The 18,955-nt window shown below is 71.8% G+C and carries 17 protein-coding genes; 3 read left to right on the plus strand and 14 right to left on the minus strand.

The window, feature by feature from the left end; all coding sequences use genetic code 11:
• Positions 1-21: 21 nt before the first annotated feature.
• Genes ACIBHX_RS11125 through ACIBHX_RS11135 form a run of 3 tightly spaced genes read left to right on the plus strand, consistent with a single transcriptional unit; the run spans position 22 to position 3,040 of the window.
• On the plus strand, positions 22-1,002 hold the full coding sequence (locus ACIBHX_RS11125; RefSeq protein WP_397066434.1) for an ABC transporter permease: 981 nt from the start codon (positions 22-24) through the stop codon (positions 1,000-1,002).
• Complete coding sequence (locus ACIBHX_RS11130; RefSeq protein WP_397066436.1) at positions 1,002-2,009, plus strand: ABC transporter ATP-binding protein; 1,008 nt, start codon at positions 1,002-1,004, stop codon at positions 2,007-2,009. The genes ACIBHX_RS11125 and ACIBHX_RS11130 overlap by 1 nt, the downstream gene beginning before the upstream one ends.
• On the plus strand, positions 2,006-3,040 hold the full coding sequence (locus ACIBHX_RS11135; RefSeq protein ID WP_397066438.1) for an ABC transporter ATP-binding protein: 1,035 nt from the start codon (positions 2,006-2,008) through the stop codon (positions 3,038-3,040). Before ACIBHX_RS11130 ends, ACIBHX_RS11135 begins: the two co-directional genes overlap by 4 nt.
• A gap of 675 nt (positions 3,041-3,715) precedes the next feature.
• Here ACIBHX_RS11135 and rpe read toward each other — a convergent pair.
• From rpe to gmk, 14 genes are all read right to left on the minus strand, one after another.
• Positions 3,716-4,369, minus strand: coding sequence for a ribulose-phosphate 3-epimerase (rpe, locus tag ACIBHX_RS11140; RefSeq protein ID WP_397066440.1), 654 nt, complete (start codon positions 4,367-4,369; stop codon positions 3,716-3,718).
• Between the two features lie 12 nt (positions 4,370-4,381).
• Entirely contained in the window at positions 4,382-5,290 is a 909-nt protein-coding gene (locus tag ACIBHX_RS11145) for a phosphatase PAP2 family protein (protein WP_397066441.1), read from the minus strand.
• 56 nt (positions 5,291-5,346) lie between these two features.
• Positions 5,347-6,777: an RsmB/NOP family class I SAM-dependent RNA methyltransferase gene (locus tag ACIBHX_RS11150; RefSeq protein WP_397066443.1), complete on the minus strand. Its 1,431-nt coding sequence runs from the start codon at positions 6,775-6,777 to the stop codon at positions 5,347-5,349.
• On the minus strand, positions 6,774-7,700 hold the full coding sequence (gene fmt, locus ACIBHX_RS11155; RefSeq protein WP_397066445.1) for a methionyl-tRNA formyltransferase: 927 nt from the start codon (positions 7,698-7,700) through the stop codon (positions 6,774-6,776). The genes ACIBHX_RS11150 and fmt overlap by 4 nt, the downstream gene beginning before the upstream one ends.
• A 2-nt stretch (positions 7,701-7,702) precedes the next feature.
• On the minus strand, positions 7,703-8,251 hold the full coding sequence (def, locus tag ACIBHX_RS11160) for a peptide deformylase (protein WP_397066447.1): 549 nt from the start codon (positions 8,249-8,251) through the stop codon (positions 7,703-7,705).
• A 29-nt stretch (positions 8,252-8,280) separates the two neighbouring features.
• Positions 8,281-9,636: a hypothetical protein gene (locus ACIBHX_RS11165; RefSeq protein WP_397066449.1), complete on the minus strand. Its 1,356-nt coding sequence runs from the start codon at positions 9,634-9,636 to the stop codon at positions 8,281-8,283.
• A gap of 38 nt (positions 9,637-9,674) precedes the next feature.
• Positions 9,675-11,153: a hypothetical protein gene (locus tag ACIBHX_RS11170; RefSeq protein ID WP_397066451.1), complete on the minus strand. Its 1,479-nt coding sequence runs from the start codon at positions 11,151-11,153 to the stop codon at positions 9,675-9,677.
• 49 nt (positions 11,154-11,202) lie between these two features.
• On the minus strand, positions 11,203-13,668 hold the full coding sequence (locus ACIBHX_RS11175) for a primosomal protein N' (protein WP_397066453.1): 2,466 nt from the start codon (positions 13,666-13,668) through the stop codon (positions 11,203-11,205).
• A gap of 175 nt (positions 13,669-13,843) precedes the next feature.
• Positions 13,844-14,875, minus strand: a complete 1,032-nt coding sequence (locus ACIBHX_RS11180) for an ATP-binding protein (RefSeq protein WP_397066454.1) — start codon at positions 14,873-14,875, stop codon at positions 13,844-13,846.
• Between the two features lie 121 nt (positions 14,876-14,996).
• A complete protein-coding gene (gene metK / locus ACIBHX_RS11185; RefSeq protein WP_397066456.1) occupies positions 14,997-16,184 on the minus strand; it encodes a methionine adenosyltransferase in 1,188 nt (395 codons plus the stop codon).
• 109 nt (positions 16,185-16,293) lie between these two features.
• Entirely contained in the window at positions 16,294-16,662 is a 369-nt protein-coding gene (locus ACIBHX_RS11190; RefSeq protein ID WP_397066458.1) for a hypothetical protein, read from the minus strand.
• Positions 16,663-16,805: 143 nt separating this feature from the next.
• Positions 16,806-18,002 (minus strand): bifunctional phosphopantothenoylcysteine decarboxylase/phosphopantothenate--cysteine ligase CoaBC, encoded by a 1,197-nt coding sequence (coaBC, locus tag ACIBHX_RS11195; RefSeq protein ID WP_397066460.1) that lies wholly within the window; start codon positions 18,000-18,002, stop codon positions 16,806-16,808.
• Positions 18,003-18,010: 8 nt separating this feature from the next.
• Complete coding sequence (gene rpoZ, locus ACIBHX_RS11200) at positions 18,011-18,280, minus strand: DNA-directed RNA polymerase subunit omega (RefSeq protein ID WP_397066462.1); 270 nt, start codon at positions 18,278-18,280, stop codon at positions 18,011-18,013.
• 5 nt (positions 18,281-18,285) lie between these two features.
• Positions 18,286-18,894 (minus strand): guanylate kinase, encoded by a 609-nt coding sequence (gene gmk, locus ACIBHX_RS11205; RefSeq protein ID WP_397066464.1) that lies wholly within the window; start codon positions 18,892-18,894, stop codon positions 18,286-18,288.
• Positions 18,895-18,955 lie beyond the last annotated feature (61 nt).

An 18,955-nucleotide genomic window follows, 5' to 3' on the forward strand; every position in this document is an offset into this window, starting at 1 on the left:
GGAGCATCCCATGGAGACCTTGTGCTTCGATTTCTCATCCGCCGCGTCCTCGGCGCGCTGGTCACCCTGGTGGTCGTCGCCGCGGTGACCTTCTTCCTGTTCTTCGCCATCCCCGCCGACCCCGCCCGGCTGGCCTGCGGCAAGGTCTGCCCACCGGAGACGCTGGAGCTGGCCCGTCACAACCTGGGCATCGACCAGCCGCTGGTGACGCAGTTCGTCTCGTGGCTGGCCGGCATCGTCGTCGGCCGCGACTATCCGGGCCTCGGACACTGTCCGGCCCCCTGCCTCGGGTACTCCTTCGTCAACCGGGCACCGGTGTTCGACACGCTCCTGGACCGGATGCCCGCCACGATCTCGCTGACCGTCGGCGCGGCGGTGATCTTCCTGATCTTCGGCGTGGGAACCGGCATCATCGCCGCCCTGCGGCAGGGCAGGCCGCTGGACAAGATCGCCAGCGTGGCCTCACTGGTCGGCGCCTCGGTGCAGATCTTCTTCGTGGGCACCCTGGCCATGTATTTCTTCGTGTACCAGTACCACGTCTTCGCCCAGCCGAAGTACGTGCCGATCACCGACGATCCCGTCGGCTGGTTCGGCGGGTTGCTGCTGCCCTGGATCGTGCTGGCGATCATCTTCACCGCCAACTACACCAGGATGACCCGCTCCACCATGGTCGAGAACCTCAGCGAGGACTACGTCCGCACCGCCAGAGCCAAGGGCATGTCGGGCCGCACCGTCGTCCTGCGCTTCGCGTTGCGCGGCACCCTCACGCCGATCGTCACCATCTTCGGCGTGGACCTGGGGACGCTCATCGGCGGCGCGATCATCACCGAGACGACGTTCGGCATCCAGGGCATCGGGCGCCTGTCTATTCGCGCGGTCACCTACTCCGACCTGCCGATGCTGATGGCCACCGTGGTCCTGGCGGCTGCCGCGATCGTGCTGATGAACGTCGTCGTCGACGCCCTGTACGCCGTCATCGACCCACGCGTGAGGCTGAGCTGATGTTCCTCGAGGTCAACGATCTCACCGTCGACTTCCACACCGAGGACGGCGTCGTCCACGCGGTGGACGGCCTGTCGTTCGAGGTCGAACGTGGCAGCACGCTCGGCATCGTGGGCGAGTCGGGCTCGGGCAAGTCGGTGACGAACCTGGCCATCCTCGGCCTGCACAACAGGGAGACCGCGCAGATCTCCGGCAGCATCGTGCACGACGGGCAGGAGCTGCTCGGCGCGCCGCGCACCACGATGGAACGGCTGCGCGGCAACCAGATCGCGATGATCTTCCAGGATCCGCTGACGTCGCTGTCGCCGTTCCACACCGTGGGCGCGCAGATCGCCGAGGTCTACCGCAAGCACAAGGGCGTGTCGAAGTCGACCGCCCGCGACCGGGCCATCGAGATGCTGGACCGGGTCGGCATCCCGCAGCCGAAGATCCGCGTGGACGACTACCCGCACCAGTTCTCCGGCGGCATGCGGCAGCGCGCGATGATCGCGATGGCGCTGGTGTGCGACCCGGGCCTGCTGATCGCCGACGAGCCCACCACGGCCCTGGACGTCACCGTACAGGCGCAGATCCTCGACCTGCTGCGCGACCTGCAGGAGCAGACGGGCACGGCGATCATCCTGATCACGCACGACCTGGGCGTGGTGGCCAACACCGCGCACAACGTGCTGGTCATGTACGCCGGGCGGGCGGTGGAGCGCGGCACGATGCGCGAGGTGCTGCGCGAGCCCCGCCACCCCTACACCTGGGGGCTGCTGGCCTCGATGCCGAGCCTGCGCCGCCCGGTCGACCTGCCGCTGGAGCCGGTGCGCGGGACACCGCCCAGCCTGATCAACGTCCCGTCCGGGTGCCCGTTCCACCCGCGCTGCGACTACACGCGCCTGGCGGGACCCGAGCTGTGCACGGGTGAGCGGCCAGAGCTCTCCCCGCACCGCGGTCACGGCGACGCCTGCTACCTGTCGCTGAAGCAGAAGGCGGACAACCGCCCAGGAAAGGAAGGCACGTGACGGAGAAGCTGCTCGAGCTGTCCGGCCTGGTGAAGCACTTCCCGGTCAGAGGTGGCTTCCTGTTCAAGCACGAGGTGGGCGCGGTCCACGCGGTGGACGGCATCGACCTGACCGTGCACCAGGGCGAGACGCTCGGCCTGGTGGGCGAGTCGGGCTGTGGCAAGTCCACCACGGGCCGGGTGGCGGCCCGCCTGCTCGAACCCACCGGCGGCAAGGTCATCTACCAGGGCCAGGACATCAGCCACGCGAGCCGCCGCGGTCTCAAGCCGATCAGGCCCGAGATCCAGATGGTCTTCCAGGACCCGTACTCCTCGCTCAACCCTCGCCAGACGGTCGGCTCGATCATCCGCGGCCCGATGGACATCAACGACATCAACCCGTCCGGCGGCCGCGAGGCCCGCGCCAGGCAGCTGCTGGAGATCGTCGGGCTCAACCCGGAGCACTACAACCGCTTCCCGCACGAGTTCTCCGGCGGCCAGCGCCAGCGCATCGGCGTCGCCCGCGCCCTGGCACTCGAACCCAAGCTGATCATCGCCGACGAGCCTGTCTCGGCGCTCGACGTCTCCATCCAGGCGCAGGTCATCAACCTACTGCAGCGCTTGCAGCGGGAGATGGGCATCGCGTTCCTGTTCATCGCGCACGACCTGGCGGTGGTGCGCCACTTCTCCCAGCGCGTCGCCGTCATGTACCTCGGCAAGATCGTCGAGATCGGCGACAGGGATTCGCTGTACGAGCGCCCGCGCCACCCCTACACGCACGCGCTGCTGTCGGCGGTGCCGGACGCCGACATCGACGCCCCGGCTCGCGAGCGCATCCGCCTGGCGGGCGACGTGCCCTCGCCCATCAACCCGCCCTCGGGCTGCCGCTTCCGCACCCGCTGCTGGAAGGCTCAGGACAAGTGCGCCACGGAGGAGCCGCCGCTCGTCCAGCTCACCGGCAACCACGACGGCCACCTCACGGCCTGCCACTTCCCCGAGGACCCCACCACCCAGGGCACCGACGTCGTCCTGGACCCGGCCCTCCAGGCATGACGTGCCCTTTTGTACGGGCTTTTGCACAGCGAGCCACCGCCGCCCGCCGCACTACGGCTGGACGTGCTCTTTACGGCGAGCCGCCGCCACCGGCCGCCCACCGCACTTCGGCTGACGGCCCGCAGGCGGCGCTTCTGGCGAGTCGGTGAGTGTTAGTCGCCGCCACGACTATGCCCTAGCCCGGCCACCACGGCCCCACCGCCCCACCGTCACGACGCTACGTTCTCGTGGCACCCCGGTCGTGGCTTCCCACCGCACGGGGCGCCGACTTTCGCCGACCAACACCCCACCGACCCGGCGCCTGGAAACCCCACCACCCGACCCGGCTGCGCTGCGCCCCGCATGCCCCGGCGGCATGCGGGTCCGCCCTACCGCGCCGGGGTCGGCGGGAAGCAGGTCGGCGGTCGTCCGGCGCCCAGTACGGCGAACCAGGGGGACCATGGTGCCCGGAGGACGAAGCGCCGTGGCGGTGAGAAAGCGCACCGACTCGCCGGAAGCGCCGGATGCGGGCCCTCGACCGGAGTACGGCGGGCGGCCGGTGGCGGCGGCTCGCCGTACAAGACCTCGCCTTACAACAGCCGTACAAGACGGCCCTGCAAGACACTGGCCGCACAAGACAGCGCGACAGGACAGCCCTGCAAGACCGCTCGCCCTACAGGGACGAAGGAGAGGAGGTTATCGGGTGGCTTTGGTGCGGAGGGTGTTGATGGCGGCGATGGGGTCGGGAGAGTCGTAGACGGCGCTGCCGGCGACGAAGACGTCGGCGCCCGCGTCCGCGCAGCGTTCGATGGTGTCGGCGGTGACGCCGCCGTCGACCTGGAGCCAGATGTCGCCGCCATGCCGGTCGATGAGCTGCCTTGCGCGGCGAAGCTTGGGCAGGACGAGGTCGAGGAACTTCTGCCCGCCGAACCCCGGCTCGACCGTCATCAGCAGCAGCATGTCCACCTCGCCCAGCAGCCCCTCGTAGGGCTCGATGGCCGTGCCGGGGTTGAGGGCGAGCCCGGCCCGGGCGCCGAGCGAGCGGAGCTCGCGCAGCGTCCTGATCGGGGCCTTGGCGGCTTCGGCGTGGATCGTCACGCTGCCCGCACCGGCCTCGGCGTAGGCGGGCGCCCACCGGTCGGGGTCCTCGATCATGAGGTGGCAGTCGAGCGGTATCGACGTCGCCTTGAGCAAGGAGTCGACGACGGGCAACCCGAGCGTGAGATTGGGGACGAAGTGGTTGTCCATGACATCCACGTGCAGCCAGTCGGCGTTCGGCACGGCGGCGGCCTCGTCGGCGAGCCGGGCGAAGTCGGCGGACAGGATGCTGGGCGAGATCTGTACGGCCATGATGCAGCGAGTCTAGTGAACGGCCCGGCGCGCCATGAGACCGAGCCTGATGAACGTCACCGGCGCACCGGCCTGCACCCACAGCGCGATCACGGCGTACCTGGCGAACTGCGTCACCTCGCTGGTGACGTGCCGCGTGACGTACCACAGCAGCCCCGCCACCACCGATCCCACGAACCAGCGCGCCACGCGCAGCCGCAACGGCCCGCCCGCGTCGAACCAGCCGAGCCGGTTCATCACCGACGCCCCGGCCAGCGTGCCGAGCAGCCCGCCCGCCATCGCCACCACGGTGCCCAGACTCTCCTGCGCCGGGTGGCCGATCAGGCCGAGCCCGATCAGCACCGCCGCCGGCACGGCCGACGCCGCGAGCTGCGCCCACAGCGGCCGCCGCAGCCACCACGCCGTCGCGGGTTCCTCCAGCTTGACGGCCAGCAGCAGTACGGCGAGGCCGAGCGCGAACCCGGCGACCACGTCCGAGGCGAAGTGCACGCCCAGGTACACCCGCGACAGCCCGATCAGGAAGGTCAGCACGCCCGCCGCCCACCACGCCCACGGCCGGCCCGCCAGGCGCGCGACCTGGCCCCACGAGGCGGCGGCCACCTGGGCGTGGCCCGATGGCAGGCCGAAGGTGTTCTCCACCGCCAGCGGCCGGATCCCCGGGTCGATCCAGTACGGGCGGGGCTGGTGGAAGGCCAGCTTGAGCAGCGCGTTCGTGCCGGCGGCGGCCAGCACGGTCAGCCCCAGCCTGAGCCCGAGCCTGGGGCTGACGCACCAGTACAGGACGGGCAGCACCAGCAGGAAGAACGTGTCGGTGCCGAACGCGGAAAAGGCCTGCATCACGGGCAGTAATGCGCCGGGCAGCCCCTGGAGCCACCTGATGGGTCCGAGCTCGGCCAGGTGCAGGCCGTCCAGTAAGTCCACCCGGCCATCGTGCCCTATCCGAGCCCGCCTACCAAGCTAGCGCTTGCGTGGGGTGATCAGCGTTTGCGGAGCAGGGCCAGGAACATGGCGTCCGTGCCGTGCCTGTGCGGCCAGAACTGGGCGTGCGGGCCCTCGCCGAGGCCGTCGACCTCCGGCAGGTACTCCCGGGCGTCCAGCTGCTCCACGTCCCCCCGGTGGCGCAGCGCGTCGCCGACCACGACCTGGGTCTCCGCCAGGTGCGGCGAGCAGGTGACGTAGGCCGCCACTCCCCCGGGGCGCAGCGCGTCGAGCGCGGTGCCCAGCAGGCGGCGTTGCAGCGCGCCCAGCTCGGCGACGTTCGCGGGATCCCGCCGCCAGCGCGCCTCGGGTCTGCGCCGCAGCGCCCCCAGCCCGGTGCAGGGCGCGTCGAGCATGACCCGCTCGAACGTGCCTGGCCGCCAGGCCGGCTCGATGCCGTCGGCGGTGATCACCACGGCCTCGCGGGTCGTCTCCCAGACCAGGCGCGCCCGGTGATACTGCAGGTCGGCGGCCAGCAGGTGGTCTCCGCCCGGGAAGCCCTGGTCGGGGTCGCCGTAGGCGGCGATGGCGTCGAGCAGGCCCGCCTTGCCGCCGGGGCCCGCGCACATGTCGAGCCAGGGCGCGCCCGAACCCTTGATCGGCACCCTGGCCAGCGCGAGCGCGACGAGCTGGCTGGCCTCGTCCTGCACCGCGGCCCGGTAGTCGGCCACGGCCCTGATCTGGCCGGGATCGCCCTCGGGCAGGTAGGCGGCGTAGGGCGAGTACCGTCCCGGCTCGGCGCCCGCGTCCGCCAGCTCCTCGACGGTGCTGCGGCCCGGCCGGGCGACCAGCGTCACCAGCGGGCGGGCGTTGTCGGCGTCGAGCAGCTCGGCGGTCTCCCCCTCGTCGCCGCCCAGCGCGTCGCGGAACGCCTCCACGATCCAGCGCGGATGGCTGTAGGTGATCGACAGGCGACCTGTGGGGTCCTCGGGAGCCACGATCGGGATCCACTCGTCGAGCGTGCGGGCGGCGATCTTGCGCAGCACGGCGTTGGCGAACTTGGCCGCCCCGTGCCCGACGCGCAGCCGTACCAGGTCGACCGTGGTGCCGACGGCGGCGTGCGGCGGGACGCGCATCCGCAGCAGCTGGTGCGCGCCCAGCCGCAGCGCGTCGCGCACGTCGGGGTCGGGCGCGCGGTCGGTGCAGACCTCGATGATCGCGTCGTAGGTGCCGAGCCCGCGCAGCGTCCCGTACGCCAGCTCGGTGGCCAGCGCCGCGTCGCGCCCGCGCAGCCGCCGATCGCGCAGCAGCCGCGGCATCAGCAGGTTCGCGTAGGCGTCCCGCTCGTCGACGGCCCGGATGACGTCGAAGGCCGCGTTCCGCGCCTCATCCCGCCTCGGGCCGCGCCCTCGCGCCGCCCCCTGACCGCTACGGTCGTCACGCTCACGGTTTCCGCTACGGCCGGCGCCCGCCGAATGATGGTCGTTCACGCGAATCGGTCTTCGTCGGTGGGCCGCACGCCGCGGGCCCACTCCACGGCACTCATCTGGCGCTTGCCCTGAGGCTGTACGTCACCCAGCTCGACGGGCCCGGTGGCGGTGCCGACGAGAACGGCGGACTTGGTGGCCGCGATCTGCCCGGGATGGAGCGAAGCGTCGGAGGCCGGCCGTACGGGACCGAGCTTGAGCCGCTGACCGCGGAACTCGGTCCACGCGCCGGGGTTGGGGGTGCAGGCCCGGATGAGCCGGTCGACGCGCATCGCGGGCGCGCTCCAGTCGACCCGGGCGGCCTCCACGGTGATCTTGGGGGCGAGGGTGACGCCGTCGCCGGGCTGCGGGCGGGCCTCGAGCGTGCCGTCCTCGATGCCGTCGAGCGTGGCGGCCAGCAGGTCGGCGCCCGACACCGACAGGCGTTCGAGCAGCGTGCCGCTGGTGTCGTCGGGCTTGACCTCCTCGGTGACGACCCCGTAGACGGGACCGGCGTCGAGCTCCTTGACGATCTGGAACGTGGACGCGCCGGTGATCTCGTCGCCGTGCAGGATCGCGTGCTGGACGGGCGCGGCGCCCCGCCAGGCGGGCAGGATCGAGAAGTGCAGGTTGACCCAGCCCACGCGCGGCACGTCGAGCGCCGACTGCGGCAGCAGCGCGCCGTAGGCCACCACCGGGCAGGCGTCGGGCTCCAGCTCCCGCAGCCGGTCGAGGAAGGCGGGGTCGCCCGCCTTGGCCGGGCGCAGGACCTCGATGCCCGCCTCCTCGGCCAGCTCGGCGACCGGCGACGGGTGGACCTTGCGGCCGCGGCCCGACTGCGCGTCGGGGCGGGTGACGACGGCGACCACGTCGTGGCGCGGCGAGTCGATGAGCGCGCGCAGCGACGGCAGCGCGGTGTCGGGCGTGCCCGCGAAGACCAGGCGCATGGCTAGAGGGCCTTCCCGCCGGTGGCGTGCGGAGAGAACTTGACGGTGGGGGCGGCCAGGCCGCTCCACTCCGCCTCGCGGATCGCCTTCATGGCCAGCTTGCGCTGCTTGGGATCCATCCGGTCGATGAACAGGATGCCCTCGAGGTGGTCGGTCTCGTGCTGGAAACAGCGGGCCATCAGGTCGGTGCCCTCGAGCACGACCGGCTCGCCGTACATGTTGAAGCCCTTGGCCACGGCCCTGATCGCGCGCGGCGTGGGGAACGACAGGCCGGGGAAGGACAGGCAGCCCTCCTCGCCCTCCTCGTCCAGGTCGCTGGACAGGTCGAGGTCGGGGTTGATCAGGTGACCGAGCTGGTCGTCCACGTAGTAGGTGAACACGCGCAGGCCAACGCCGATCTGCGGTGCCGCCAGGCCCGCGCCCGGCGCGTCCATCATCGTCTCGGTCAGGTCTTTGACCAGCTTGCGGAGCTCCTTGTCGAAGTCCACGACGGGGGCCGCCGGGGTGCGTAGCACCGGGTCTCCGAACAGCCGGATCGGCTGGATGGCCAAGGGTCACTCCGTTCGTACGCGCATGGGGATCAGCCCAGTTTAGTGGAGCCCCGGGCCTCGTCAGGGCCTGGCGTGAGGTGGACCAGCGAGCGGGCCTTCATCGCGGCCTTGCGCGCCGCCCTGACCACGGCCTCGTCGTCGTGGGCGGTGGCCAGCATGTCGAGCACGGCGATCGTGTCGGGATGGCCGAGGCCCGGCATCTCGGCGACCAGCTTGATCAGGTCCTCGCCGGGCTCGGGCGCGTCGATCCTGGCCGCGCCCTGGCCGGACATGTGCAGCAGCGCCGCCAGCGAGTCGACCGCGATCCAGGTGTGGTCGTCGGAGCTGAGCGCGGGCGCCTCCAGGTCGCGGATGTGCAGCCAGGAGGCGGCGTAGCGGCGCATCAGCGGCAGGTCGAGCGCCTGGCGCAGGGGCGACTCCGCCTCGGGTCCCAGCTCCTCGAGGACGGCGCCCACGGCGCCGCGCTGGCCCGCCGTACCGGAAGCGGCGATCCTGATGAGGTCGGCGGCGGCCTGCTCGGGCGGGCGGCGCTCCAGCCAGCCCGCGACGGCGCTCTGCGTGACCTTGCCCCTGACCAGCTCCTCCACCAGCTGCTCTGCCGTCAGGTCGGCGAACACCTCCACCTCGGCCGCGGTCGGCGCGTCGTGGCCCTCGCGCAGCAGGTCGCGGCGGACGGCCCAGACGCCGAGCGGGGTGAGCGCGGTACGGCCGGCGGCGGTCTGCTCGACCAGGCCGCAGTACGTCAGCAGGGACAGCGCCTCGAGCAGCTCCGACGGGAGCGTGGCCGCCAGGCGGCGCATCGTGGCCTGGCCCGGGTCGCAGGCCACCTCGTGCGACTGGAGCAGGCCACGCGCCAGGTTGGCGATGGCCACCCCGGAACGCACCGAGTAGATCGTGGCCAGCATCTCAGCCAGGTGGCCGTCGACCACGGTGGAACCGGTCAGGCCCGTGTCGGCGCGGTCGAGCACGTCCATGACGACGCCGTCCCAGAACTCGAGCGTGGCCTCGACGGCGAGCTGGAGGGACAGTGGGCCGCGCGAGGCGGTGCCGCGCTGGATGCGCAGCAGCCCGGTGTTGACGGCGACGATCCAGCCCAGGCGCAGCCGGGACGGGATCAGGCCGAGCTCCTTGGCCGCCGCGGCGGCGTCGGGCTCGAGCAGGAATCCCTCGCTCGTCACGGCGCGGGATCCGGTCCACGTGGCGAGCCGGATCGCGTCGGCCACCAGGGGCACCGCGGGCACCTGGCGGGCCAGCTCGGCGTCGGGGGCGAGGAGCACGGGGGGGAACGTCAGCGCCTCCCGGTCCACGGGGACCCTGACAGGCACGTCGGCCTGCTCATCGATCAGCTTGCGCAGCTCGGCGAGGTCGAAGACGTTGTTGGCCACCCACGAAAACTTACTGCACAGCAGTCACAGGAATGTACTCATCCGATGGCACGGGAGCGTGCTTTGAACGCCGCCTTGCGGGCCGCCTTGGCCACCGTACCGTCGGGGAAGGACCGCCCGAGCAGCTCCAGCACCTCGACCACGTCGGGGTGGTCGACCCGCCACATCTCCTCGATCAGGTGGGCGGGCGGGCCGGAGGCGGATATGTTCTCGGCGAACACCTCCGGGGCCTCCGCGGCCGCGGGCATGGCCAGCGCGAGCATGTCCACGCTGACCCACAGCAGCTCCTCCTGGGTCAGCTGCGGAGCGGGCAGGCCCCTGGTGGTCAGCCAGTGGATGGCGTGCGGGCGCAGCTCCTGCTCCTCCAGGCAGGCCCGGACCTGGTCCTCGGCCTCGGAGCCGAGCCGGTCGACGATGGTGACGGCGATGCCGCGCGCCACGGCCGGCGCGCCCGAGGCGGCCGCCAGCAGCTCGGCCGCCGCCTCTCCTGGGTCGCGCCCGGCCAGCCAGCGGGCGATGTCGTCCTCGGCCACCTCGGCGGGCACGCCCTCGAGCAGCCCCTCGATGAGCCCGGTGGCGTCCGCCTCGGCCAGGTCGCCCGCCTCGGGCGCCTCCAACCCGAGCGTCAGATAGTGCTCGCGCATGCCCCAGAGGCCCAGCGGGGTCAGGCCGACCGAGTCCTCGTCGAGGTCGACCAGGCCGCACCAGACCAGCCTGAGCGCCACGGCGGCGCCGTCCACCTCGTCCTCGGCCAGCTGGTCCAGGTAGTCGGCGACGACCGACACGGGGACGCGCACCTGGAGCCGGTAGAGCATGTCGAGCACGTCGTAGAGCTCGTCGTCCAGCTCGGGCGAGCCGGTGATCGCGCCGTCGGTGTCGTGCTCGACCAGGAAGCTCACCGTCCGGGCCCACCTTTCGAGCGGGTCACCGCCCTCGGGCAGGCCGTTCAGCGCTTCGGGTTCCGCCAGGAGCGGAACGGTCCCCAGTGCCGCCACCAACTCTTCTCGCGACGCCAGCCGTACGGCGGGCAGAGGCGTGCAGCCGGGGCAGTCACAGGGCACCTCGCCCAGGTCGGGCACCTCGCCCGAGGGGATGGCGATCGACTGCTCGAGCGATTCGGGGCCGATGGAGCTGAACAGGCTCTTGGCCATGCCGAAATTCGCCTCGTCGGCCAGCGCGGCGGGCAGCCGCGGCTCGATGTCGGCCAGCCGCTCGCGCATCGCCGCCGCGGTCTCCTCGTCCACGCAGGCGGTCTCCTGCAGGAAGTCGACCAGCGTGCGAGCCGCCGCGATGGTCTCGGGCGCGCTCTCCGGCGGCGCGATCACCTTGCGCGGGTAGATGGACAGCAGCAGCTCGTCGAAGGTCTCCGGGGTGAAGTCGCCCAGCTCGTTGACGTTGAGGTAGTCGCTGGCGTAGTCGCAGAGCAGGCGGACCTCGTCCGCGTCGACCTCGACGTCCCGCGCTCTCCCCCAAGCGCGCAGGTCGTCGATGGCCCGGTTCACCCATTCGATCGACACAGGGAGACGCTAACGGCTGACCACCAGATGAGCGAATCGGGGATAACGTCTAAATCAGGTCGAGAGGGTCCACACTGACCTTCACGACATCTGGCGTCTTTCTGGCCGCACGTACCCCAGAAGCCCCCTTGAGCGCGGATGACAGCACCGCCCCGCCGCCGCGCGCGACGCGGATCATGGCACGTTCCTGGCCGGACTCGTCGACGGGCACGGGGCCGAGCACCTGCGCGGCCGGGGGCAGGCGGAGCTCGTCCAGCATCTGCCTGACCGCGCTCGCGGCGCCGGTCAGCGTCGCCATCCTCACCGCAGGCGGGAACCCCAGCTCCGCTCGGTCGGCCAGCTCACGTTCCGCGTGGGTGATCGGATCCCAGCGCAGCAGCGCCTGCACCGCGGGCAGCGTCGCGTCGGCCAGCACCACCAGCTCGGCGGCCGGCCTGAGCAGCGCCGCCGCGTTCATCCAGCGCCGCACGGTCTCCTCGGCCGCGCGCAGGTCGGCCCTGCCGAGCAGCGCCCACCCGTCCAGCAGTACGGCTGCCGCGTAGCCTCCCTCGGCCACCGGCTCGGCCCCCGGCGTGGCCACCACGAGCGCCTTGGCGTCGCTCACGGTGGCCAGCACGCCGTCGCGGCCCGAGGTGCGGACGTTCACCGACGGGAACGCCCTGCCCAGTTCCTCGGCCGTACGGCGGGCCCCCACGACCATCGCACGCAGCCTCGGGCTGCCGCAGTTCTCGCAGCGCCAGTACGCCGCGATCCGGCCGCACCACCGGCAATACGGCACGGCGTGCCCGCTCCGCAGCGCCAGCGGCCCGTGACACAGCCCGTCCTCGGTCTGCAACTGGTCGGGCGGCAACGCCGTACGGGTGGGGGGCTGGATGCAGCGGGTCGGGGCGCGGCAGTGCTGGCAGGCCAGCGCGGGCAGGTAGCCGCGCCGCGGCACCTGGACGAGCACAGGCCCGCTCTCCAGCCCGAGCCGCAACGCCCGCCAGGCCACGCTGGGCAGCCGGGCGGCGCGGGCGGCCTGGTCCTTGGCCAGCTCGGCGTCCTCGCCCGCGGGCTTGACGCGTGGCGCGGCGGCCCTGATCGCCTGCCTGGCGGCCACCAGCGGCCTGGCCCAGCCGGTGGCGATGAGCTGCGTGGCCTCCGCGGTACGGGCGTAGCCGCCGACCAGCATGCCCGCGCCCGCCAGGTGGGCCCGCAGCGCCAGCACCTCGCGGGCGTGCGGGTAGGGAGCCAGCCGTTCGGCGTGCAGGTCGTCGCCGTCATCCCAGATGGCCACCAGCCCCAGGTCCGCGACCGGGGCGAACGCGGCCGCCCGGGTGCCGACCACGGCCCTGGCCTGGCCCCTGAGCACCCGCAGCCACCGCCGGTACCGCTCCGCGGGCCCTAGGTCGGCGGTGAGCGCCACGTGCCTGCCCGGTCCGAGCGCGCGGGCGAACTCGGCGTCGGCCAGCGCCACGTCCTTCCCGTCGGGCACCACGACCACGGCCCCGCGCCCGCCGGCCAGCGTGGCCCTGACGGCCTCCGCCACCGGTGCCGCCCATCCCCGGGCGCCCGGCAGCGCCGACCACACGGCCCGCGGCTGCCGCCCCTGCTCCAGCGCCTCCAGGAACGACCCACCATTCGGATACTCCCCCCACGCCCGCCCCACACCCCCGAGGCCCTCGCCGCCCTCCCTGGCGGACTCACCCCTGGAGGGCTCGGCAGGGCTCTCGGCGGGGGCGACAGTGCCCTTGGCGGGCTCCTCAGCTGTCATGGCAAGGACGGCCACAACGACGGCGCCCGCGGATTGCTCGCCCTCGGTGCGCCCTTCAGAGCTCCCGATGGGCCCCTCATGCGGGACGGCCGACTCCGCGCCGTCCCCAGCCTGCTCGCCGCTGCCCCCTGTGGGTTCGGCGACGCCCTCAGACCGGCCTTCAGAGCTCCCGACGCCCTCACCAGAGCTCCCGATAGGCCCCTCCGACCCCACGGCCAGGTCAGCCGCCACCGCCCCGCCCCCAGCCTGCTCAGCGCTGCCCCCCATGGGCTCGGCGAGATCTGTGGTGAGGCTGGGTGTGTCGGTGGTGGGGGGTGGGGGGGTGGGTTCGGCTTCGGTTTTGGCGTGGCGGGGTGGGATGGCCAGGCGTAGGACGTCGGCGAGTGTGCCGGCGTAGCGATCGGCCACCGCGCGGGCGAGCGTGGCGATCTCCGGCGTCAGGACTCGCTCGGGCGAGACCACCCGCTCGAGCGCGGCCAGCCGCCCCGCGTGCTCGCTCTCCTCGACGCGCTCCAGCAGGAACCCGTCGACGAGCTTCCCCGCGAAGCGAACCCTGACCCGCACCCCCGGCTGCGCCGCCGCGTCCATCGAGGCGGGCACCAGGTAGTCGAAGGCCCGATCGAGGTGAGGCAGCGGATTTTCGACCGCGACCCTGGCCACGGGCCGCTCCTCCGCGGGCACCGGAGCCCCCTTCCCCACCGGCTCCCCAGAGGCGGGACGCACGGCGGACAACGGAAGAAGGGCATCGTCGGACTCGGGCACGCCATAGGTCTACCAGACCCGGCCGCCCCAAAAGCCCCCGCTCCGCCGCACCCCCACCCGCCCGAGACGCCCCAGGCGAGCCCTCCAACGCACGCCGTACACCCATCAACCCGAGATACCGCAGGCGAGCTCTCCGACGTCCCTCTAACGACCCGGGGCGCCGCAGGTGAACCGTCTAGAGGTGGTCGCGGGCGAAGGCGGGCTGGGAGGGGGCGAACTCGCGGACGCTGCGCGGCATCCGGAAGACGGTACGGCCGGCATCGTGCTCCCGCGCGACGATGAAGCGCCGGACCAGCCCGGCGAGCACCGCCCCGACACGTGACGCGGGCAGATCGTGGCCGGAGCAGGCCCGCTCGGCGTCGGCCGGCTCGAAAGGCCCGGGCAGGACCGCCAGCCGTCCCCAGAGGAGCCGCTCCTCAGGCGAGCACATCTCGTGGCTCCAGGCGATCGCGTCCCGCATCGTGGACCGGCTGGTCTGCCCCGCGAAACCCTCCAGACGACCGCCCAGACCATGCCCCTCCATGCGACGGCCCACCTGAGCGCTCAGGTGATGCCGGGCCATGCCGCGCAGCAGGTGCTCGACGGGGTGGTCAGGAACGCGGGCGGCGGCCAGTTCGAGGGCCAGGGGGATGCCTTCCAGGCGGCGGCAGAGCTCGGCGATCCCGGGCGCGTTGGCGTCGGTGAGGGTGAAGTCCGCGGCTGCCCGGTCGAGCAGGAGGGTGACCGATTCGACGGTGGCCATCTCCGTGGGGGCGCAGCCGGTGTGCGGGACCGCGAGCGGTCTGATGACGACCGTGTGCTCGCCGGGGACGCGCAGGGCCTGCCTGCCGGTCACCAGCACGTGCAGGCCGGGCGCGGCGGGCAGCAGCCGCCGCAGCAGCCGGGAGCAGGACTCGGCGACGTAGTCGCTGTCGTCGAGGACGAGCAGGACGCGCCGGTCGGCCAGGAATCCGGTCAGGTCGCCGGGGCAGCCGAGCGCCAGGGCGACGGCCTGCTCGAGCGACGCCGAGTCCGTCACGCCGGACAGGTCCACGACGTGGACGCCGTCGCTGAAGGCGCGCCGCATGAGCTGGGCGGAGCGTACGGCGACCCGCGTCTTGCCGCAGCCCGCCAGGCCGGTGACGGTGACCAGGCGACTGCGCTGGAGCATCCGGCGGACGTCACCGACCTCCTGGCGGCGACCCACGAAGCTGGTCAGCCACGGCATGTTTCCCGCTTTCTCCGACGTTCCCGGAAAACACGCTATAGGGATCTTGCTCCGAAATACACGGATGCCGCACTCCACGAGTGGAATGCGGCATCCGAACGTCCTCGAAGGACGATGGCGACTAGAGGCCCGCGGCGGTGCGGAGGGACTCGGCGCGGTCGGTCGACTCCCAGGAGAAGCCCTCGCGGCCGAAGTGACCGTAGGCGGCCGTCTCGGAGTAGATCGGGCGCAGCAGGTCGAGGTCGCGGATGATGGCGGCCGGGCGCAGGTCGAACACCTGGAGCACGGCCTGCTGGATCTTCTCGACCGCGACCTTCTCGGTGCCGAAGCACTCGACGAACAGGCCGACCGGCTGGGCCTTGCCGATGGCGTAGGCGACCTGGACCTCGCAGCGGTCGGCCAGGCCGGCGGCCACGACGTTCTTGGCCACCCAGCGCATGGCGTAGGCCGCCGAACGGTCCACCTTGGACGGGTCCTTGCCGGAGAAGGCGCCGCCACCGTGGCGGGCCATGCCGCCGTAGGTGTCGATGATGATCTTGCGGCCGGTCAGGCCGGCGTCGCCCATCGGGCCGCCGATCTCGAAGCGGCCGGTCGGGTTGACCAGCAGCCGGTAGCCCTCGGTCTGGATGTCGAGGCCCGCGAGCACGGGGTCGACCACGTGCTCCTTGACGTCGGGCGTCAGCATCTCCTTCAGGTCGATCTCCGCGGCGTGCTGGGTGGAGACGACCACGGTGTCGAGGCGGACGGGCTGGTCGCCGTCGTACTCGATGGTGACCTGGGTCTTGCCGTCGGGGCGCAGGTAGGGCACGGTGCCGTTCTTGCGGACCTCGGACAGGCGCTGGGCCAGGCGGTGGGCCAGCGTGATCGGCAGCGGCATGAGCTCGGGCGTCTCGCGGCAGGCGTAGCCGAACATCAGGCCCTGGTCACCGGCGCCCTGGCGGTCGAGCTCGTCGCCGACGCCTTCCTCGCGGTGCTCGTAGGCGTCGTCGACGCCCTGGGCGATGTCGGGCGACTGCGCGCCGATGGACACCGACACGCCACAGGAGGCGCCGTCGAAGCCCTTGTGGGAGGCGTCGTAGCCGATCTCGAGGATCTTCTCGCGGATGACGCCGGGGATGTCGACGTAGGTCTCGGTCGTCACTTCGCCCGCGACGTGGACCTGGCCGGTGGTGATCAGCGTCTCGACGGCGACCCGGCTCTTGGGGTCGTCCTTGAGCATGGTGTCGAGAATCGCGTCACTGATCTGGTCGGCGATCTTGTCCGGGTGGCCTTCGGTGACCGACTCGGAGGTGAACAGGCGACGTGACAACTCAGTGGCTCCTCATGCAGCGGCTGCTGACGGATGTGCGACCTTGAGATCCCAAGGTCTCGCCGAAGTCTAGCCCTACCAGCCCCCAAGTCGCGAAACCACACGTCGATTACAGCTCAGGTAGTGGATCTGTCGGGAGAGTCTCGGGTGCGAAGACCTCCGCGTCGGCGGCCGAGACGACGGCCGCGTACTCCTCGGCGAATTCGAAGGTCATCGGGCCCAGCTCGATGACGGGCCCGGGGGCCTGCCTGATCGGTCCGAGCCGGGTCTCGCGCGGATACGTGGCGTAGACCGAGATCGGGCGATCGCTCCTCAGCATCCGGGTGGCCAGCACCGAGATGGCCGTGTCGGTGACCACGATGAGGAAGTTGGCCATTCCCGGCGGCCCGGCGGACAGCGCGGGAAAGACGTAACGGATGTCTCCCTGGTGACCGACGAACGTTCTGCAACGTTCCCTGACAGCGGAACTCACCGGCATTCCGTCCCCCTTTGCCGCTAAGTATCCGCAGGTGACGGGAATGCCGCAAGAAGTGATCGCGATTCGCCGCGCGCCGCCAAAGCTTCCGGGGGTGGGAGTACGGCGCGCCGTGCACTCGAGGAGGATCGGTGGGCGGTTCGGCATCACCCGAGGCGGGCGGCCACCAGATCCCACACCGTGTCGGCCAGGTCCTCCTTCGGACCCCGCGGCACCTCGACCGGCTCTCCCCCGGCGACCAGCACGGTCGCGGCGTTGTCCGGCTTGCCGAAGGCCAGGTCGGCACCGACCTGGTTGACGACCAGCAGATCGCATCCCTTGCGGGCGAGCTTGGCCTGGCCGTTGGCCAGCACGTCGTCGGTCTCGGCGGCGAACCCCACGATCACGCGCGGGTTCGTCGCGCCCGCGGTCCGGCGGCGCTCCCCCAGCTCCGCCAGGATGTCCGGATTTTTCACCAGATGAATGGGGTCGGGCTCCGCGTCGGTCTTCTTGATCTTGCGGTCGTGGGTCTCTGCGGGACGGAAGTCCGCCACGGCGGCGGCCATGACGACCGCGTCGGCGTCGGCGGAGGCCGCCAGCACCGCGTCACGCAGCTCCCTGGCGGTCCCCACTCGCACGATCTTCACCCCGGCGGGATCGGGCAGCGAGACGTTCGCGGCGACCAGGACGACCTCGGCTCCCCTGGCGGCAGCCGTACGGGCCAGGGCGTATCCCTGCAGGCCCGAGGAGCGGTTGCCGAGGTAGCGGACCGGGTCGAGGGGCTCGCGGGTGCCGCCGGCGGAGACGACCACCGTGCGGCCGGCCAGGTCGCGAGGGGCGCCGCGCAGCACGCGCAGGCAGATCTGGAAGATCTCCTCAGGCTCGGGCAGCCGGCCGGGACCCGTGTCGGTGCCGGTGAGGCGGCCGACGGCGGGCTCGATGACGAGGGCGCCGCGCTCGCGCAGCGTGGCGACGTTGGCGCGGGTGGCAGGGTGCTCCCACATCTCGGTGTGCATGGCCGGCGCGAACACGACCGGGCACCTGGCGGTGAGCAGGGTGTTGGTCAGCAGGTCTCCGGCCAGCCCGTGGGCGGCCTTGGCCAGCACGTCGGCGGTGGCGGGCGCGACCACGACGAGGTCGGCCTGCTGGCCGATGCGGACGTGCGGGACCTCGTGAACGTTCTCGAAGACCTCGGTGGTGACCGGGTTGTGCGAAAGTGCGGCCCAGGTGGGCTCGCCGACGAAACGCAGGGCGTCGCGGGTGGGAATGACCCGCACCTCGTGACCTGACTCGGTGAGGAGGCGCAGGAGCTCGCAGGCCTTGTAGGCCGCGATTCCCCCGCTGACGCCCAGAACGACGTTCATCTAGCGGGTCAGACCGCGCCTTCGATGGGCTCGGCGTTGAGCAGGCCCTCGGAGACCTCGCGCAGCGCGATGGACAGCGGCTTCTCCTGGGCGTGGGTCTCGACCAGGGGACCGACGTACTCCAGCAGGCCCTCGCCGAGCTGCGAGTAGTAGGCGTTGATCTGGCGGGCCCGCTTGGCGCCCATGATCACCAGGGAGTACTTGCTGTCGACGATGTCGAGCAGCGCGTCGATCGACGGGTTGGTGATGCCCTCGGCGGCCGGGGAAATTCCTGCCACGATTGTCAGACCTCTCGGTTGGTGGTACTGGTGACCCCCTGAGGGTCAGTCATCAAGGCTATCAGCCGGTGACACACTTCTTTGACACTCGTGTTCACGAGCGTGATGTCGAATTCCTTCTCGGCCGCCAGCTCGACCCTGCCGGCCTCCAGCCGGCGGGCGATCACGTCCTCCGGCTCGGTGCCGCGGCCGCGCAGGCGCTTCTCCAGCTCCGCCCAACTGGGCGGGGCGAGGAAGACCAGCAACGCCTCCGGCATGCTGCGCCGTACCTGGCGAGCGCCCTCGAGGTCGATCTCCAGGACGGTGGGGACTCCCGTGGCCAGCTTCTCCAGCACGGGCTCGCGCGGCGTGCCGTACTTGTTGCCGGCGAACTCCGCCCACTCGAGCAGCTCACCTGACTCGGCGAGCCGGTCGAACTCGTCGACGCCGACGAAGTAGTAGTGGACCCCGTCGACCTCTCCGGGACGGGGTCGCCTGGTGGTCACCGAGACCGACAGCCACACCTCTGGGTGCGCCCGCCGGAGCTCGGTGACGACCGTGGACTTGCCGACGCCCGACGGTCCCGACAGGACCGTCAGCCGCCTCTCGCTCGAAGGCAGGAAGCCGACCCTCACTCCCGATCCGACCGGCTCGTGGGCCCTTTCATCGCCGGACCAGGACCTCTGCGTCAACTTC

It is taken from the genome of Nonomuraea sp. NPDC050536, assembly GCF_044457685.1.
GTDB lineage: Bacteria > Actinomycetota > Actinomycetes > Streptosporangiales > Streptosporangiaceae > Nonomuraea.

Excerpts from the sequence above, each read along its gene's own strand:
- ACIBHX_RS11130 (WP_397066436.1), top strand. The coding sequence starts at position 1,002 with ATGTTCCTCGAGGTCAACGATCTCACCGTCGACTTCCACACCGAGGAC.
- rpe (WP_397066440.1), bottom strand. The coding sequence starts at position 4,369 with ATGGCCGTACAGATCTCGCCCAGCATCCTGTCCGCCGACTTCGCCCGG.
- fmt (WP_397066445.1), bottom strand. The coding sequence starts at position 7,700 with ATGCGCCTGGTCTTCGCGGGCACGCCCGACACCGCGCTGCCGTCGCTG.
- ACIBHX_RS11180 (WP_397066454.1), bottom strand. The coding sequence starts at position 14,875 with ATGCCGTGGCTGACCAGCTTCGTGGGTCGCCGCCAGGAGGTCGGTGAC.
- ACIBHX_RS11190 (WP_397066458.1), bottom strand. The coding sequence starts at position 16,662 with ATGCCGGTGAGTTCCGCTGTCAGGGAACGTTGCAGAACGTTCGTCGGT.
- coaBC (WP_397066460.1), bottom strand. The coding sequence starts at position 18,002 with ATGAACGTCGTTCTGGGCGTCAGCGGGGGAATCGCGGCCTACAAGGCC.